This is a genomic window from Pseudomonas sp. EA_65y_Pfl2_P78 (assembly GCF_963970495.1).
Taxonomy (GTDB): domain Bacteria; phylum Pseudomonadota; class Gammaproteobacteria; order Pseudomonadales; family Pseudomonadaceae; genus Aquipseudomonas; species Aquipseudomonas baetica_A.
Genome location: NZ_CAXAON010000035.1, coordinates 38,087 through 55,512 on the forward strand (window position 1 = coordinate 38,087; position 17,426 = coordinate 55,512).

15 protein-coding genes are annotated in these 17,426 nt (G+C 60.2%); 12 read left to right on the plus strand and 3 right to left on the minus strand.

All coding sequences use genetic code 11. From position 1 onward, the window contains the following. Positions 1-82: 82 nt before the first annotated feature. The 6 genes from AACY02_RS22230 (at position 83) to AACY02_RS22255 (ending at position 5,388) form a co-directional block, all read left to right on the plus strand. Positions 83-946, plus strand: coding sequence for a YicC/YloC family endoribonuclease (locus AACY02_RS22230; protein ID WP_339433791.1), 864 nt, complete (start codon positions 83-85; stop codon positions 944-946). A 12-nt stretch (positions 947-958) separates the two neighbouring features. After that, positions 959-1,579, plus strand: a complete 621-nt coding sequence (gene gmk, locus AACY02_RS22235) for a guanylate kinase (RefSeq protein ID WP_221730899.1) — start codon at positions 959-961, stop codon at positions 1,577-1,579. Positions 1,580-1,746: 167 nt separating this feature from the next. Continuing rightward, positions 1,747-2,010, plus strand: coding sequence for a DNA-directed RNA polymerase subunit omega (gene rpoZ, locus AACY02_RS22240; RefSeq protein ID WP_003177259.1), 264 nt, complete (start codon positions 1,747-1,749; stop codon positions 2,008-2,010). Between the two features lie 57 nt (positions 2,011-2,067). Continuing rightward, complete coding sequence (spoT, locus tag AACY02_RS22245) at positions 2,068-4,173, plus strand: bifunctional GTP diphosphokinase/guanosine-3',5'-bis pyrophosphate 3'-pyrophosphohydrolase (protein ID WP_007920338.1); 2,106 nt, start codon at positions 2,068-2,070, stop codon at positions 4,171-4,173. Positions 4,174-4,197: 24 nt separating this feature from the next. Continuing rightward, positions 4,198-4,578, plus strand: a complete 381-nt coding sequence (locus AACY02_RS22250; protein ID WP_003229509.1) for a RidA family protein — start codon at positions 4,198-4,200, stop codon at positions 4,576-4,578. A 69-nt stretch (positions 4,579-4,647) separates the two neighbouring features. Beyond that, positions 4,648-5,388 carry a hypothetical protein gene (locus tag AACY02_RS22255; protein WP_339433792.1) on the plus strand — a complete coding sequence of 247 codons (741 nt, stop codon included), beginning with the start codon at positions 4,648-4,650 and terminating at the stop codon, positions 5,386-5,388. A 141-nt stretch (positions 5,389-5,529) separates the two neighbouring features. Here AACY02_RS22255 and AACY02_RS22260 read toward each other — a convergent pair whose 3' ends face one another. After that, complete coding sequence (locus AACY02_RS22260) at positions 5,530-6,387, minus strand: SDR family oxidoreductase (protein ID WP_339433793.1); 858 nt, start codon at positions 6,385-6,387, stop codon at positions 5,530-5,532. A gap of 188 nt (positions 6,388-6,575) precedes the next feature. Here AACY02_RS22260 and exbB point away from each other — a divergent pair, with 188 nt between their 5' ends. From exbB to AACY02_RS22290, 6 genes are all read left to right on the plus strand, one after another. Further along, positions 6,576-7,529 carry a tonB-system energizer ExbB gene (exbB, locus tag AACY02_RS22265; RefSeq protein WP_339433794.1) on the plus strand — a complete coding sequence of 318 codons (954 nt, stop codon included), beginning with the start codon at positions 6,576-6,578 and terminating at the stop codon, positions 7,527-7,529. Positions 7,530-7,535: 6 nt separating this feature from the next. Continuing rightward, the gene (gene exbD, locus AACY02_RS22270) at positions 7,536-7,964 is read left to right on the plus strand and encodes a TonB system transport protein ExbD (RefSeq protein ID WP_339433795.1); all 429 of its coding nucleotides are present in this window, start codon (positions 7,536-7,538) and stop codon (positions 7,962-7,964) included. Further along, the gene (locus AACY02_RS22275) at positions 7,961-8,707 is read left to right on the plus strand and encodes an energy transducer TonB family protein (protein WP_339433796.1); all 747 of its coding nucleotides are present in this window, start codon (positions 7,961-7,963) and stop codon (positions 8,705-8,707) included. The genes exbD and AACY02_RS22275 overlap by 4 nt, the downstream gene beginning before the upstream one ends. Positions 8,708-8,974: 267 nt before the next feature. Next, a complete protein-coding gene (locus AACY02_RS22280; protein ID WP_339433797.1) occupies positions 8,975-9,904 on the plus strand; it encodes a hydrogen peroxide-inducible genes activator in 930 nt (309 codons plus the stop codon). A 9-nt stretch (positions 9,905-9,913) separates the two neighbouring features. Next, on the plus strand, positions 9,914-11,989 hold the full coding sequence (gene recG / locus AACY02_RS22285; RefSeq protein WP_339433798.1) for an ATP-dependent DNA helicase RecG: 2,076 nt from the start codon (positions 9,914-9,916) through the stop codon (positions 11,987-11,989). 79 nt (positions 11,990-12,068) lie between these two features. Next, the gene (locus AACY02_RS22290) at positions 12,069-13,469 is read left to right on the plus strand and encodes an aminoacyl-tRNA deacylase and HDOD domain-containing protein (RefSeq protein ID WP_339433799.1); all 1,401 of its coding nucleotides are present in this window, start codon (positions 12,069-12,071) and stop codon (positions 13,467-13,469) included. 64 nt (positions 13,470-13,533) lie between these two features. Here AACY02_RS22290 and AACY02_RS22295 read toward each other — a convergent pair whose 3' ends face one another. Further along, positions 13,534-16,149 carry a hypothetical protein gene (locus AACY02_RS22295; protein WP_339433800.1) on the minus strand — a complete coding sequence of 872 codons (2,616 nt, stop codon included), beginning with the start codon at positions 16,147-16,149 and terminating at the stop codon, positions 13,534-13,536. Positions 16,150-16,341: 192 nt separating this feature from the next. Then, positions 16,342-16,725 (minus strand): helicase, encoded by a 384-nt coding sequence (locus AACY02_RS22300; RefSeq protein ID WP_339433801.1) that lies wholly within the window; start codon positions 16,723-16,725, stop codon positions 16,342-16,344. Positions 16,726-17,426 lie beyond the last annotated feature (701 nt).

The window sequence follows — 17,426 nt, forward strand, 5'->3', positions numbered from 1 at the left end:
TGCTGCCAGTCGGCTTAAATTCATTGATATCGCGCCTGCGGAGCTCACGTTCCGCGCCGATCTGCATTGCGAGGTCACCGCCATGGTGCACAGCATGACCGCCTTCGCCCGCGTCGAAAAAGCCGGCGTCCAGGGGACCCTGAGCTGGGAATTGCGCTCGGTCAACAGCCGCTATCTGGAACCGCACCTGCGTTTGCCTGAGTCCTTTCGCGACCTCGAAGGCGCCGTGCGTGAGGCGCTGCGCCAAGGCCTGTCGCGGGGCAAACTGGAATGCACCCTGCGCTTCACCGAAGAAAGCACCGGCAAACCGCTGCAAGTCGATCGCGAACGCGCCGCGCAACTGGTCGCCGCCGCCGAAACCGTGGCGGGCCTGATCAAGAACCCTGCCGCACTCAATCCTCTGGAAGTGCTGGCCTGGCCGGGCGTTTTGGTTGCTGACGCGACGGATCCGCAAGCCCTGAACGCCGATGCGCTGGCGCTGTTCAATCAAGGCTTGAAAGAGCTCAAGGCCGGCCGCGAGCGTGAAGGCGCGGAACTGGCGCGACTGATCAACGAGCGCCTGACGTCCATTGAAGAGGACGTCGTGACCCTGCGTGAACTCGTGCCGCAGATGCTTGCCACCCAGCGCCAGAAGGTCCTCGATCGCTTCACCGACATGAAAGCCGAGATGGATCCGCAGCGCCTCGAACAGGAAATGGTCATGCTCGCGCAAAAAAGCGACGTGGCCGAAGAACTGGATCGCCTGAGCACTCACATCATCGAAGTTCGCCGGGTCCTCAAGTCCGGCGGGGCGGCCGGGCGTCGCCTGGACTTCCTGATGCAGGAACTCAACCGCGAAGCCAACACACTGGGCTCCAAGGCCTTCGACCCGCGCAGCACCCAAGCCGCCGTCAACCTCAAGGTGTTGATCGAGCAGATGCGCGAACAAGTGCAGAATATTGAGTAAGGCTACCCCGACATGACCCACAGCACTGGCACCCTTTACATCATTTCCGCGCCCTCGGGTGCGGGCAAGAGCAGCCTGGTCAAGGCGTTGACCGATGCCAATCCGGAGATTCGCGTATCAATCTCCCACACCACTCGCGCCATGCGCCCGGGTGAAGTGAATGGCGTGAACTACCACTTCGTCGAACGCAACGAGTTCGTGAAGATGATCGAGCACGGTGATTTTCTCGAGCGCGCCGAAGTCTTCGGCAATCTCTACGGCACCTCGCAAAGTCACCTGCAACAGACACTGGATGAAGGCCACGACCTGATTCTGGAAATCGACTGGCAAGGCGCCGAGCAAGTGCGCAAGTTGATGCCGCAGGCACGTTCGATCTTCATTTTGCCGCCATCGCTGCAGGCCCTGCACCAGCGCTTGACCAATCGTGGTCAGGACAGCGACGAAATCATTGACGGCCGCATGCGCGAAGCCGTTAGCGAGATGAGCCACTACGTCGACTACGACTACCTGATCATCAACGACGATTTTGCCCATGCTCTGGACGATCTGAAGGCGATTTTCCGTGCCAATCAGTTGATCCAGAAGCGTCAGCAGCAGCGTAACGGTAAATTGCTGGCCGAATTGCTCGGCTAAACAGCACTTCCCAAAACCGCTGCAAGGGCTTTACATTGGCACTTGCAGCGCGTTGAAGGGCTTGGTCAAAAAATCAGCGCTTCCCTAATCGCTGGTGATTTTTTAAACTGTTCAGTCCGCTCGCCCAACCGGGCAGCGCGCATATTGCATTCGCTCCGAGGAATACCATGGCCCGCGTAACCGTTGAAGACTGCCTAGAACACGTGGAAAACCGCTTTGAGCTGGTCATGCTCTCTACCAAGCGTGCCCGTCAACTGGCCACCGGCGGCAAAGAGCCTCTGGTCCAGTGGGAAAACGACAAGCCTACCGTTGTAGCCCTGCGTGAAATCGCTGAAGGCCTGATGAGCTACGAGTTCATCGCCAACGCTGAAATCGTTGAAGACGAACCGCTGTTCGCAGCGTTCGAGGACGAGTCCAACGAGGCCGTCTAAGCCTATGCCTGGTCGACGTAGCACGGCGCGGGGTCACAGCTTACGGCAGGAGTCATCATGCCGAGCATAGACGCCCTCGCCGATCGCTTATCGACCTACCTCGGCAATGACCAGGTCAACCTGGTCCGCCGAGCGTATTTCTACGCCGAACAAGCCCATGACGGCCAGCGCCGTCGTAGCGGCGAGGCGTACGTCACGCATCCTCTTGCGGTGGCGAACATTCTTGCCGACATGCACATGGACCATCAGAGTTTGATGGCCGCGATGCTGCATGACGTGATCGAAGACACCGGTATCGCCAAAGAAGCGCTGCAAGCGCAGTTCGGTGAAACCGTGGCCGAACTGGTCGACGGGGTCAGCAAACTGACCCAGATGAATTTCGAGACCAAGGCCGAAGCCCAAGCGGAAAACTTCCAGAAAATGGCCATGGCCATGGCGCGCGACATTCGCGTGATCCTGGTCAAACTCGCCGACCGCCTGCACAACATGCGCACGCTGGAAGTGCTGTCCGGGGAAAAACGCCGCCGCATCGCCAAGGAAACCCTGGAAATCTACGCGCCCATCGCCAACCGGCTGGGCATGCATGCGATCCGCATCGAATTCGAAGACCTTGGTTTCAAAGCCATGCACCCGATGCGTTCCGCGCGGATCTACCAGGCGGTCAAACGCGCCCGGGGCAACCGCAAGGAAATCGTCAACAAGATCGAAGAGTCCCTTGGTCATTGCCTCGCTATCGATGGCATCCAGGGCGAAGTCAGCGGTCGCCAGAAACACCTCTACGGCATCTACAAGAAAATGCGCGGCAAGCGTCGGGCCTTCAACGAAATCATGGACGTCTATGCGTTCCGGATCATCGTCGACAAGGTCGATACCTGCTACCGCGTGCTAGGCGCTGTACATAATTTGTACAAACCGTTGCCGGGTCGTTTCAAGGATTACATCGCGATCCCCAAGGCCAATGGCTACCAGTCGCTGCACACCACGCTGTTCGGCATGCACGGCGTACCGATCGAGATTCAGATCCGTACCCGCGAAATGGAAGAGATGGCCAACAACGGCATCGCCGCCCATTGGCTGTACAAATCCAGCGGTGACGAACAACCGAAAGGCACTCACGCCCGCGCCCGTCAGTGGGTCAAAGGCGTGCTGGAAATGCAGCAACGTGCCGGCAACTCGCTGGAATTCATCGAGAGCGTGAAGATCGACCTGTTCCCGGACGAGGTCTACGTGTTCACGCCAAAAGGCCGAATCATGGAGCTGCCCAAAGGCTCCACGGCGGTCGACTTCGCTTACGCAGTGCACACCGACGTCGGCAACAGCTGCATCGCTTGCCGGATCAACCGCCGTCTCGCACCGCTGTCCGAACCGCTGCAAAGCGGCTCCACGGTCGAGATCGTCAGCGCTCCCGGCGCGCGTCCGAACCCGGCGTGGCTCAACTTCGTGGTCACCGGCAAGGCGCGCACGCACATTCGTCACGCGTTGAAACTGCAACGCCGCTCCGAATCCATCAGCCTCGGCGAACGCCTGCTGAACAAAGTCCTCAACGGTTTCGACAGTTCGCTGGAGAAGATCCCGGCCGAACGCGTCAAGGCGATGCTCACCGAGTACCGCCTCGAACTGATCGAAGACCTGCTTGAAGACATTGGCCTGGGCAACCGCATGGCCTATGTGGTCGCCCGCCGCCTGCTCGGCGAAGGCGAACAACTGCCTAGTCCGGAAGGCCCGCTGGCGATTCGCGGCACCGAAGGCCTGGTGCTCAGCTACGCCAAATGCTGCACGCCGATCCCGGGCGACCCGATTGTCGGGCACCTGTCGGCGGGCAAAGGCATGGTCGTGCACCTGGACAACTGCCGCAACATCAGCGAAATCAGGCACAACCCGGAAAAATGCATCCAGCTCTCGTGGGCCAAGGATGTCACCGGCGAATTCAACGTCGAACTGCGCGTCGAACTGGAACACCAGCGCGGCCTGATCGCCCTGCTCGCCAGCAGCGTCAACGCGGCCGACGGCAATATCGAGAAAATCAGCATGGACGAACGCGATGGTCGCATCAGCGTCGTCCAGTTGGTGGTCAGCGTCCACGACCGTGTGCACCTGGCCCGCGTGATCAAGAAACTGCGCGCCTTGACCGGGGTGATCCGCATCACCCGCATGCGTGCATAACTCAACCATTACAAGGAGTCATACATGACCAAGACTGTTATCACCAGCGACAAGGCCCCGGCCGCCATCGGCACTTACTCCCAGGCGATCAAGGCTGGCAACACGGTCTACATGTCGGGCCAGATTCCTCTGGACCCAAAAACCATGGAACTGGTTGAAGGCTTCGAAGCCCAGACCGTTCAGGTGTTCGAGAACCTCAAAGCCGTTGCCGAAGCCGCCGGCGGTTCGTTCAAGGACATCGTCAAGCTGAACATCTTCCTCACCGACCTGAGCCACTTCGCCAAGGTCAACGAGATCATGGGCAAGTACTTCGACCAGCCATACCCAGCCCGCGCCGCCATCGGCGTTGCTGCCCTGCCGAAAGGCTCGCAGGTTGAAATGGATGCCATTCTGGTCATCGAGTGATGCGCACGGCGCGACCTTCAAACGCCGCGCCGACTGCTCAGCAAGAAAAGGTTTTGAAAGGATTCCACCATGCGCAAAGCGCTAGCTCTCTCGCTGCTCGCCATCCTCCTCGGCGGCTGCGCCAGCAACCCTGCCGACCGTGACATCAGCGGTACCTGGATCAATCAGGTGGCGATCGATGCCGCAGCCAAGGGCGGCCCCCTGCGCGAAGCGCTTCAGGCTTACGGCCCGAACCTGGAATGGGACGTCAACACCAAGGCCAGTCAGGCCCGCTACACCAACGGTTTTGAGAATGTCGAAGGACGGCTGCTGGGCGAACAGTCCGGCGCCTGGAAAGTCGACTTCTATGGCAGCTCCGCCAGTGAGCTGAAACGCGACGGCAGCCAACTGGAGCAGGCCGCGAGCGAAAACGAACCGGAACAGGTTTTCGACCGCGCACAGATTCCCGTGCCGGAAGGCGCGCCGATCGGTGCCAGCTTCGAACGTGCGCTGTACTCAGCCTACATGGGCGGCAGCTGGAAAATCGTCAGTGGCCAGGGCGAAGGCAGCACGGTGCAGTTCCAGGCTGACGGCCAGGTCTCGGGCCTGCCTGGCGCCGACCGCTACGCCTTGTGCCTGGCAGGTGACTGCGCGTCGATGAGCAATGGCAACGACAGCATGTGGCTGCAACACAATGGCCAAGGCAACAACTGGCTATTCGTGCGCAAGGGTAATGAGCTGGAGATCCTCCAAGCGGTGAATACCGCCCTGGCGGACGAACAACCGCAGTTCACCCCGGGTGAGCGCAAGTGGTTGCTCGAGAAGCAGTAAGCACGCGCTGAGAACAGCACATAAACCTGTGGGAGCGGGCTTGCTCGCCAAAGCGGTGGATCAGTCGACATTAAAGTTGCCTGACACTCCCTCTTCGCGAGCAAGCCCGCTCCCACAGTTGTTTTCAGGGGTGTCTGGGGGTCAGCATTTACCTTCAAGGATCGCTGCGTAGCCTTCGCGATAAGTTGAATACTTTGGCGTCCAGCCCAACGCTTTCGCCCGGGCATTGCTGCAACGCTTGCTGCCCGTGCGCCGCACGCTGGCATCCTCCGCCCATTCGGTAACCCCCAGATACTCGCGCAACCAGCCCACCACTTCGGCCAGCGGCGCCGGCGCATCATCGACACCGATGTAGACAGGATCCAGCGCCACACCACGGCGATCCGCCTCCAGCAAAAACGCCAGCAACCCCGCCGCATCATCGGCATGAATGCGATTGCCATACAGCGGCGGCTCGACGGCCACACGATAACCGCGCCGCACTTGGGTCAGCAGCCATTCACGGCCCGGTCCATAGATGCCGGTCAAGCGCAAGACGCTCGCCGGGATGCCACTGTTGAGTGCCACCTGTTCGGCCTCCAGCATCAACCGACCTGAATAACCCGCAGCGATTGTCTCGCAGTTTTCGTCGACCCATTCGCCACCTTGCTGCCCATAAACACTGCTGCTGGATACGAATATCAGCCGCTCGGGCACCTGCCCGTAGTCGTCCAGCCAGCTCAGCACGTTCTGCAAGCCCTGCACGTACGCCGCGCGATAACCGGCCTCGTCGTGAGCAGTGGCTGCCGCGCAATACACCAGGTAATCCACAGCGCCCACTGGCCAGGTCGCCGGGCAGTCTTCATTGAACAAGTCGCCGGCAACACCGATCACACCGTCCGGCAAACGCGAGACATCACGGCGCAGACCATGAACCTCCCACCCTGCGGTCAACAGTTGCGAGGCAAGACGACTGCCGACATCACCACAACCGGCAATCAAAACAGAAGGCGCGGACATCAAAAAACTCCCATCGGAAAGGGACAGACTAGCCGTGGCACGGGACAAGCGGCTAGCCATCAAGGAAAAAAAGTTACTCTATTACTTTTGTTAACAAGAATTAATTGCAATAATGCACGCCACTTTTGTTCTCGGCCTCACGAGGCCTGGAAGAGCAACAACGTTTTTCTATCTCAGGTCCGGCCAGCATGACACGTAATCAAATCCCCGCTTCGCCAACCATCCGACCTCGCGCCTGGAGGGCGGTTGCAGCTCTGCTGCTCAGCCTGATGCTGGCACCGACTGCCGCTTTCGCCGACACACAAGCGCCAGCGACCCCAGCCGCCACCGAGCAGACTGCGCCCGCGGCTGCCGCACCTGACGCGACTGCTCCTGCTCAAGCCCTCGACGCCACACCGGCCGAAGCGCCTGAAGTCCTCGAAGCCGACAACTCCCTGGGCATGGCCCACGACCTGTCGCCATGGGGCATGTACCAGAACGCCGACATTATCGTGAAAATCGTGATGATCGGTCTGGCCATCGCCTCGATCATCACCTGGACCATCTGGATCGCCAAAGGCTTTGAGCTGATGGGCGCCAAGCGTCGTCTGCGTGGTGAAATCGCTCAACTGAAAAAATCCGCCACCCTTAAAGAAGCCAGCGCCACTGCGGCGAAGGAAGGCACCCTCGCCAATCTGCTGGTTCACGACGCACTCGAAGAGATGCGCCTGTCGGTCAACAGCCGCGAGAAAGAAGGCATCAAGGAACGCGTCAGCTTCCGTCTCGAACGTCTGGTTGCAGCCTGTGGTCGCAACATGAGCAGCGGCACCGGCGTCCTCGCAACGATCGGTTCCACCGCGCCGTTCGTCGGCCTGTTCGGTACCGTGTGGGGCATCATGAACTCCTTCATTGGCATCGCCAAAACCCAGACCACCAACCTCGCCGTCGTGGCACCCGGTATCGCTGAAGCACTGCTGGCCACCGCATTGGGTCTGGTTGCCGCGATTCCAGCGGTCGTCATCTATAACGTGTTCGCCCGCTCCATCGCCGGTTACAAGGCGCAGGTGTCCGATGCGTCGGCTCAGGTGCTGCTGCTGGTCAGCCGTGACCTCGATCACCAGCCTGAGCGCAGCTCGCAACCGCACATGGTGAAAGTGGGGTAATCGGCCATGGGCCTGCATTTGAAAGAAGGCGCAGACGACGATCTGGCCGAGAACCACGAAATCAACGTCACGCCGTTCATCGACGTGATGCTGGTGCTGTTGATCATCTTCATGGTGGCTGCCCCGCTGGCCACCGTGGACATCAAAGTCGACCTGCCTGTCTCGACTGCCAAACCGGCGCCGCGGCCCGAGAAACCGGTGTTCCTCAGCGTAAAAGCTGACCAGCGCCTGTTCCTCGGCGAAGACGAAGTGACGCCCGAATCCCTCGGCGCCACTCTCGACGCCCGGACCAAAGGCAAAAAAGACACCACCATCTTCTTCCAGGCTGACAAAGGCGTGGATTACGGTGACCTGATGAGCGTGATGGATAACCTGCGCGCCGCCGGCTACCTGAAGGTGGGTCTGGTCGGCCTCGAGAGTGCAGTCAAGAAATGATCACGACGCGCCATAAGCTGACGCGTTACGGCGCCAGCCTCGCCGTGGTGCTGGGCGTTCATGCGCTGGCCATCGCGCTGGCACTGAACTGGACGGCCCGCCCGCCCATCGAATTGCCACCGCAGGCAATGATGGTCGAGCTGGCACCGCTCCCGGCCCCGCCACCGCCGGCTCCGCCGAAAGTCGTCACACCGCCGCCGCCACCGGCTCCGGTTGAAGAGTTGCCGATTCCGAAACTGGCTGAAGCGCCAAAAGCCGAAATTGCGGTGCAAAAGCCCAAACCGAAGCCAAAGCCTAAACCGCCGAAGCCGGTCGAGAAGAAGCTGCCCGATCCACCCAAGGAAAAGCCTTCCGAGGAAAAACCGGCCGACACGCCACCGCCCCCCGCACCGACGGAGAAATCCGCCCAGCCGGCTCCGGGCCCGTCGCCCGCGCAAATGGCCGCCAAGGCCAGTTGGCAAAGCTCTCTGCTCGCGCATTTGGCCAAGTACAAAAAGTACCCGGACAGCGCCCGGGCACGAAACAAGACCGGGACCAACCGTCTGCGTTTTGTGGTCGATGGCGAAGGCAACGTGCTGTCGTTCGAACTGGTGGGCCGTTCCGGCAACGCCGATCTGGACCGGGCCACCCTGGAAATGATCCGCCGCGCCCAACCGTTGCCCAAGCCACCGGCCGACATGTTGACCAATGGCTCGATCGAAATTGTCGCGCCGTTTGTGTACTCGCTTGAGAAACGTCGCTGATCCAGTGCGCGAGCAAGCTTGCTCGCGAAGGCGTCGTGTCAGTCGATATAAACCTATCTGACACACCGTATTCGCGAGCAAGCCCGCTCCCACAAGGGTTATGCGTCGCCCCCTGGATCCGAAACAAAGGCACCCAAAGGTGCCTTTTGCCTATCTGCCCGCGGCAAACCCCACATTGCCCGGTGTCGCGCGCCGCCCTCAGTCTGATAACGTGCGTCTATCGATCGCAGCCGGTATGCTTGGCCCGCATCTTCATGGACGCTTGCTATGACCCTCACAGAATTACGCTACATCGTTACCCTCGCCCAAGAGCAGCACTTCGGCCACGCGGCCGAGCGTTGCCACGTCAGCCAGCCGACCCTTTCGGTGGGCGTGAAAAAGCTTGAAGACGAACTCGGTGTGCTGATTTTCGAGCGCAGCAAAAGCGCCGTGCGCCTGACCCCGGTCGGCGAAGGCATCGTCGCCCAGGCGCAGAAAGTCCTTGAGCAGGCCCAAGGCATTCGCGAACTGGCCCAGGCCGGCAAGAACCAGCTGACCGCGCCGCTGAAAGTCGGCGCGATCTATACCGTCGGGCCGTACCTGTTCCCGCACCTGATTCCACAACTGCACCGGGTCGCCCCGCAGATGCCGTTGTACATCGAAGAAAACTTCACCCACGTGCTGCGCGACAAACTGCGCAACGGCGAGCTCGACGCGATCATCATCGCCCTGCCGTTCAACGAAGCCGACGTGCTGACCCTGCAACTCTACGACGAGCCGTTCTACGTCTTGATGCCAGCCCAGCACCCGTGGACGCAAAAAGAAACCATCGACGCCGGCCTGCTCAACGACAAGAGCCTGCTGCTGCTCGGCGAAGGCCACTGCTTCCGCGATCAAGTGCTGGAAGCCTGCCCGACCCTGACCAAGGGCAACGACGGCGCCAAGCACACCACGGTCGAATCCAGCTCGCTGGAAACCATTCGGCACATGGTCGCGTCCGGCCTGGGCATCTCGATCCTGCCGCTGTCGGCAGTCGACAGCCACCACTACGCCCCGGGCGTGATCGAAGTGCGGCCGCTGTCGGCGCCGGTCCCGTTCCGCACCGTGGCGATTGCGTGGCGCGCGAGCTTCCCGCGGCCCAAAGCCATCGAGATCCTCGCCGACTCCATTCGCCTGTGCTCGGTGGCCAAGCCAGCGGCACCGGTCACCGCCGGTTAAGCGAGCGTCATGACGGAGCTGTCGCAAGTGTCGGTGACGGCACTCAAGGGTGTCGGCGAAGCCATGGCCGAGAAACTGGCCAAGGTCGGCCTGGAGAATCTTCAGGACGTGCTGTTTCACCTGCCGCTGCGCTATCAGGATCGCACCCGTGTGGTGCCGATCGGCGCGTTGCGGCCGGGACAGGACGCCGTGGTCGAAGGCACCGTCAGCGGCGCCGATGTGGTCATGGGTCGCCGGCGCAGCCTTGTCGTGCGTCTGCAGGACGGCACCGGCGGTCTCAGCCTGCGCTTCTACCATTTCAGCAACGCACAGAAAGAAGGCCTCAAGCGCGGCACGCGGGTTCGCTGCTACGGCGAAGCCCGGCCCGGTGCGTCGGGGCTGGAAATCTACCACCCGGAATACCGCGCCATCACCGGCGACGAACCGCCGCCCGTGGATGAAACCCTGACCCCGGTCTACCCGCTCACCGAAGGCCTGACCCAGGCACGTCTGCGCCAGTTGTGCATGCAGACCCTGACCCTGCTCAAGCCCAGCACCCTGCCCGACTGGCTGCCGACCGAACTCGCTCGCGACTATCAACTGGCACCGTTGGCCGATGCGATCCGCTACCTGCACAACCCACCGGCCGATGCCGACGTCGACGAACTCGCCCTCGGTCATCACTGGGCCCAGCATCGCCTCGCCTTCGAAGAACTGCTGACCCATCAACTGTCGCAGCAACGTCTGCGCGAAAGCATGCGTTCGTTGCGCGCGCCGGCCATGCCGAAAGCGACCAAGCTGCCGCCGAAATACCTGGCCAACCTCGGCTTCAACCCGACCGGTGCCCAACAGCGCGTCGGCAACGAAATCGCCTACGACCTCAGTCAGCACGAACCGATGCTGCGGCTGATTCAGGGCGACGTGGGCGCGGGCAAAACCGTGGTCGCTGCCCTCGCCGCGTTGCAAGCGCTGGAGGCCGGTTATCAAGTCGCACTGATGGCGCCGACCGAGATCCTCGCCGAGCAACACTTCATCACCTTCAAGCGCTGGCTCGAACCGTTGGGCATCGACGTCGCATGGCTGGCCGGCAAGCTCAAAGGCAAGAACCGCGTCGCCGCGCTGGAGCAGATCGCCAGCGGCACGCCAATGGTGGTCGGCACCCACGCGTTGTTCCAGGACGAAGTGCAGTTCAAGAACCTCGCGCTGGTGATCATCGACGAACAGCACCGATTCGGCGTGCAGCAACGGCTGGCGCTGCGGCAAAAAGGCGTCGGCGGGCGCATGTGCCCGCACCAACTGATCATGACCGCCACACCGATTCCCCGGACGCTGGCAATGAGCGCCTACGCCGACCTCGACACTTCGATCCTCGATGAACTGCCGCCGGGGCGCACCCCGGTCAACACCGTGCTGGTCACCGACACCCGCCGCGTCGAAGTCATCGAACGGGTTCGCGGCGCTTGCGCCGAAGGGCGTCAGGCCTACTGGGTGTGCACGCTGATTGAAGAGTCGGAAGAACTGACCTGTCAGGCCGCCGAGACCACGTTTGAAGACCTCACTCTTGCCCTCGGCGAACTGAAAGTCGGGCTGATTCACGGGCGCATGAAACCCGCCGAGAAAGCCGCCGTCATGGCTGAATTCAAGGCCGGCAACCTGCAACTGCTGGTCGCCACCACGGTGATCGAAGTCGGCGTCGACGTGCCCAACGCCAGCCTGATGATCATCGAAAACCCCGAGCGCCTGGGCCTTGCGCAGCTCCACCAGTTGCGCGGCCGCGTTGGCCGAGGCAGCGCCGTCAGCCATTGCGTGCTGCTCTATCATCCGCCGCTGTCACAGATCGGTCGCCAGCGCCTGGGCATCATGCGCGAGACCAACGACGGTTTCGTCATCGCCGAAAAAGACCTCGAACTGCGCGGCCCCGGCGAAATGCTCGGCACCCGCCAAACCGGCCTGCTGCAATTCAAGGTCGCCGACCTGATGCGCGACGCCGACCTGCTGCCTGCCGTGCGCGACGCCGCACAAGCCTTGCTGGAACGCTGGCCGACTCACGTCAGCCCATTGCTCGACCGCTGGCTGCGCCACGGGCAGCAATACGGCCAAGTGTGAGCACCGTCGCAGTTTCTGACAGATCGTTCTGATCAAGCTGGTTATACTCCTGCCATTGTTTCAAAAACGGATACAGACCATGACCGAAGCCGCTCTCGCCCCCGAACCCCCGCACGCGCCGTCTGTCATTCGGCTGCTGCTAGGCAAGCTGGGCATCGCCTACGAAGAAGTGCTCGACCACCACGGCCTCAATGCATCGCGCAAGGTACAAGCCGTGTTGCTGGACGACACCGTCGGCGCGCTGATGGTGCTGTTTCCACAGAGCCAGTTGCTGGATCTCAATCGCCTCGCCGAACTGACTGGCCGGCGCCTGACTGCCGTGTCCACCGAGCGCCTGGAAAAGATGCTCGGCAAACACAGTCTGAGCCTGCTGCCAGGCCTGCCGGCGCTGACCAGTTCGCCGTGCCTCTACGAAGAAAGCCTGCTGCGTGAGCCGAAGCTGCTGATCAACTCCGGCGAGCCGGGCCTGCTGCTGGAAATAACCAGCGAAGCCTTCAAGACCATGCTGACCAAGGCCAGCGCCGCCAATTTCGGCGAAGCCCTGAGCAGCATCCGCCCCAACCTCGACCGCCCGGACGATGACCGCGAGGAAATCACCCAGGCCGTGCAAGCGTTCACCGCGCGGCGCATTCAGCAGCGTCTGGAAGCGACCATCGAGATTCCACCGCTGGCCGAAACCGCACAAAAAATCATCAAACTGCGCGTCGACCCCAACGCCACCATCGACGACATCACCGGCGTGGTTGAAACCGACCCGGCGCTGGCCGCGCAAGTGGTGAGCTGGGCGGCGTCGCCGTACTACGCCTCGCCGGGCAAGATTCGCTCGGTGGAAGACGCGATCGTTCGCGTGCTCGGGTTCGATCTGGTGATCAACCTGGCGCTGGGCCTGGCCCTCGGCAAGACCCTGAGCCTGCCCAAAGACCACCCGCAACACACCACGCCGTACTGGCAGCAATCGATCTACACCGCCGCCGTCATCGAAGGCCTGACCCGCGCCATGCCGCGCGCCCAGCGCCCGGAAGCCGGCCTGACCTACCTGGCCGGCCTGCTGCACAACTTCGGCTACCTGTTGCTGGCCCACGTGTTTCCGCCGCACTTCTCACTGATCTGCCGCCACCTGGAGGTCAACCCGCACCTGTGCCACAGCTACATCGAGCAACACCTGCTGGGTATCAGCCGCGAACAGATCGGCTCGTGGCTGATGCGCTACTGGGACATGCCCGATGAGTTGGCCACTGCCCTGCGCTTCCAGCACGACCCAAGCTACGACGGCGCTTATGCTGAATACCCGAACCTCGTTTGCCTGGCTGTGCGCCTGCTGCGCAGCCGTGGTATTGGGTCCGGCCCGGATGAAGATATTCCGGATGCGTTGCTTGAACGTGTGGGCCTGACTCGCGACAAAGCCAACGACGTCGTCAGCAAAGTCCTCGAAGCCGAAGTGCTGCTGCGCGAACTGGCCTCGCAGTTCAGCCAAGCCTGAATGCAAAGCGGGCAAGCGACCTCCAGTTGGAGCGACGCTTGCCCGCGATGGGCCAACCTGCGGCTTAAGCCGACTTGTCCAGGTAACGGATCACCCAGCCTTTATCGTACCCAGAGTCGGTGAAATACACTCCGCCCACCACGATGCGCCCATCGTCCATTACCGCCATGCCGTGAGGGTATTCGAAACCCGCGCTTTCATTGAAAACGGTAAATCCTGTACCAAAGAAAGAGGAGTCTGGAGAACCATCCGCCAGAAAGCGTGCGGTGACCGCGCTGAGATTCTCATCAAGCGCGCCAGTGCCACTGTTACCGCAAACGATGACTGAACCGTCCGTACGCGGCACGCAATGCAACCATCTGACGCCTTGGGACACAGGTGACGAAATCAGTGGTTGACCATCATTGAACACCCGATTGTAGGAGCCGCTGAGATTGAGCACCGCAATCAAGCCCTGAGAGACGCCCTCCACCGCCGCACCGCCGGCCACAACAATCTTGTCGTCGACGATTGCCGCAACGTCCAAGCTTATCCATTGATCGTGGGGCACGTCCACCGCGCCTTTGATTCCAAAACCTGTGTCAACCTTACCCGTAGCGTCGAAACGAGTAACGAAGGCGCCATGCGCACTCACCGCAAAATAATTGCCGCAGATCACCACGGCGCCGTCAGCCTGGGTTGCCGCCGCTTGCGCAACGATGTCCAAAGACGAAATATCTGCAAGCTCTACGAACGCAAAGCCCGTGCCGTTGAAGGTCGTATCGGGTGAGCCATTCGGCTCGAACCTCAGAACGATACCTTTTGTCCGGCCGGAAGCATCCTCAACGTTACTGACCACGACGATTTTTTCGTCCAGTTGTTGTTGAGCGACCATCCCTGCTGCGCCAGCCCCTGGGGCACCGCTGGCAGACGCTTGCACCACCCCGGTATATCCGCCGCCGCCCATCTTCGCGTAGGGAAGATAGAGCACACCTTGTTCCCCGAAAGACGTCTGCAGTTGCCCGTCCTCGCGCTGTCTGACCAGCACCAGGCCCGTCGAGTTATTCGCGCCCTCTTCCGTGTACTGAGCACGAACCAGCCAGCCGCCATCGCTCAGCGGTGTAAACCCGAGAATCCGTCTCATGTAAAAATTTTCTTTCAGCCTGATCTCGACGTAGCCGGAGCCGTCTCCACCGAAAGCTGAGTCGAGAGCACCGTCTTCAAGCAGACGAACGATCCGCGTAGGTGCACCGGGCGTTGAAAGGCGAACGGCAACCAGCAATTTGTTTTGCGGCAGCGCCAGCAGCGCCCTGACGTCATATCCCGAGAATCCGGGGAATGGAAATCTGAGGATGCCACCGTCGCCGAAGGTCGGATCGTTATTCAAGGATGGCGTGCCCGCCACATAGCGCACGAAACGCCCAGGGACGTTGGGAAGATCAGAATGGACGGAGAGCTCGATACACACCACGATCCGGCCTTCCGTCATAACGGTGACACCTCGCGCAAAGGCAGCCCCTGCGCTGTCTTCAAACAACGCATGACCCGTACCGTTGAAAGCCGTATCCGGTTTTCCATCAGCAAGGAAACGCGCCGTCACCATGGCTGATTCACCCTGACCGACAACAGCGATCGAACCACCCACCTGCGAGGTATGCGTCCACGCCAACCCTTTTAGTAACGGCGAAAACAGCGGCTTGCCACCATTGAACACAAGGTTGGCCGCGCCGCTGGTCGTGAATGCAGCGATCAACCCACCGTCGAGACCACCACGCTGGGCTTGGCCCGCGACGATAATCCTGCCATCGCCTTCACGTACCGAAATCGATTGCAGAAAACTCTCGCCTTCATCATCGGGCATCAACACGGCCACACCGTTGTTGAATTGACTGTCCGGCGCGCCACTGGCGTCCAGACGCGCCAGAAAAACTCCACGACCTCCCGATCCGTCCTGGTATGAACCGCAGACCAGCACCTTGCCATCGGCTTGAATGGCGATGCCGTAGACGTTATTCGATGTGGCGACATCCACAACCACATAGCCCGAACCGTTGAATGATTGATCGAGTGAGCCATCCGCTAGCAGACGAATCACAACACCCGCTGGCAGTGGTGCATCATCAAAAAACACTAAATGGAGCAGGACGATTTTGCCATCCACCTGGCGGGCCGTTGATCGTGATGGGACGCGGGCAGTCTGTAAGGATCCGGTGTTCGGGTGACTTGCCTCACGCGGCACTCTAGCGGGATGAGGGTTGCCGTAATGGGAGATAAACCGCATGCCGTTGGTACCGAACGCTTCGTTCAGTTCACCGGTATTTTTCAGGCGGACCAGTGCAAGGCCAATGTCATTGGAGGTAGTCGAGGAATATTGAAGGTGTATCAGCCAACCATCATCCTCAAGCGCATCGAGACAGGATACATAGCTGATCCGAGCACCTTCCAACGCTATTTCAACAAAACCTCTGCGCGCGGGACCAAAGGTTTCGTCCAGCGAACCGTCGTCATTCAGCATCGCAATGGCAACCGGGGCATTCGCTCCCGTTAAAGGTATCGCAACGAGTAATTTTGCATCGGGGAGCGCCAGGACCGCCGCCGCTTCGTCGCCCACGATACCAGGTATCGGTAAGGTCAACACACCATCCTGAGCAAACGTCGGATCGAGAGACCTAGGGATCGAAATACTGTGTGTCTGCGTCATGAGCTTGCTCCATCAAGTCAGTTAAGTCCCTTAATGCCGGAACTGGAACTTGAGTAGAACATCGCGACTGTGCACGAAACACCTGATAGAAATGACAGTCCGGCCGTCTTTGCGAGCCACAATGATGGCCTTACAAGACAAGCGCACCGTTATTCAGTGCGCTTGCATGGGTGTGTTCTAGCCAGCGACTTCCTAAGCTTTAGCCTTCGCCTTTCTTGGTTTCAAATACTTCATCAACCCTTGGAACCACATCACCAGTGCCGGGTTACCTTTGAGCTGGATCGACTTGTCCTGAATGCCCTGCATAAAGGCCAACTGCTTGTTCTTTGCCTGCATCGTCGCAAAGCCATAACCGGCATCTTTAAATGCAATCGCAAACGCCGGCTCCGCCACCACGCCAGACTTGCTGGTGATCCGCTGATCCTTCACCACGAAATGCCGCGCCACTTTCCCGTCCAGGGTCTGTAGCTGAAACACCAATTCCTTGTCACCCAACTGCTGCTGGAACGCAGGATTTGTCCGACTGGCCTTACCCATCAACAGACCCAGCATCCACAGAAGAAAACGAAATTTCATGCGCACAGCCTCAAAAGGAAAATGAACGGCCGGGGCAGTGTAAGGGATTCGGACGATAACACCACTGTTCGGTAATGTTGGAAGAGGATGCTGTAGTTTTCTCGCACGATGACTACCAAGTCACACACCTCCTACATACGCCTACACACATTTCTGTAGGAGCTGCCGAAGGCTGCGATCTTCTGATCTTCCACCCTGCAAACCTATGGGAAATTTCCTGCAAAACGCCGGGCTGTTCATGAACTAGGCGAGTTGGGTTGCTAACGATAGGCTCTGTGTGTCGCCGCAAAATCGGTGACTCGGACGTGCAAGTTCGAACTCGTCATGCATTCGGTTATAGCTATTCACCGAGCGTTTTCTTATGCTCGCGAATCGTTATGGCGGCTGTGTGTGGGAGGCCTTCGGGTCTGCCGGTAACCGAGTCCGGTCTTGCACACCTATACACAGCTGCCACCTCTTCGAAGCAAGCGAAGTAGTGCTGGCTCCATAACTCGGTGAAATTCCTATGTTCAAGCCAACACCCAATCCCCCAGAAAACCCAGATGTTTCGCCCTACGAATCTCTGGAATCAAAGTGTAGTGGTCTAATTTCCCCGGACACCCCGATAGGTGGAAAATGCATCTATCGAGGAGTTTTTCATGACCGACAAACGCAGAACATTCGACGACAGCTTCAAGCTGCAAGTCGTGAAGATGATCAAG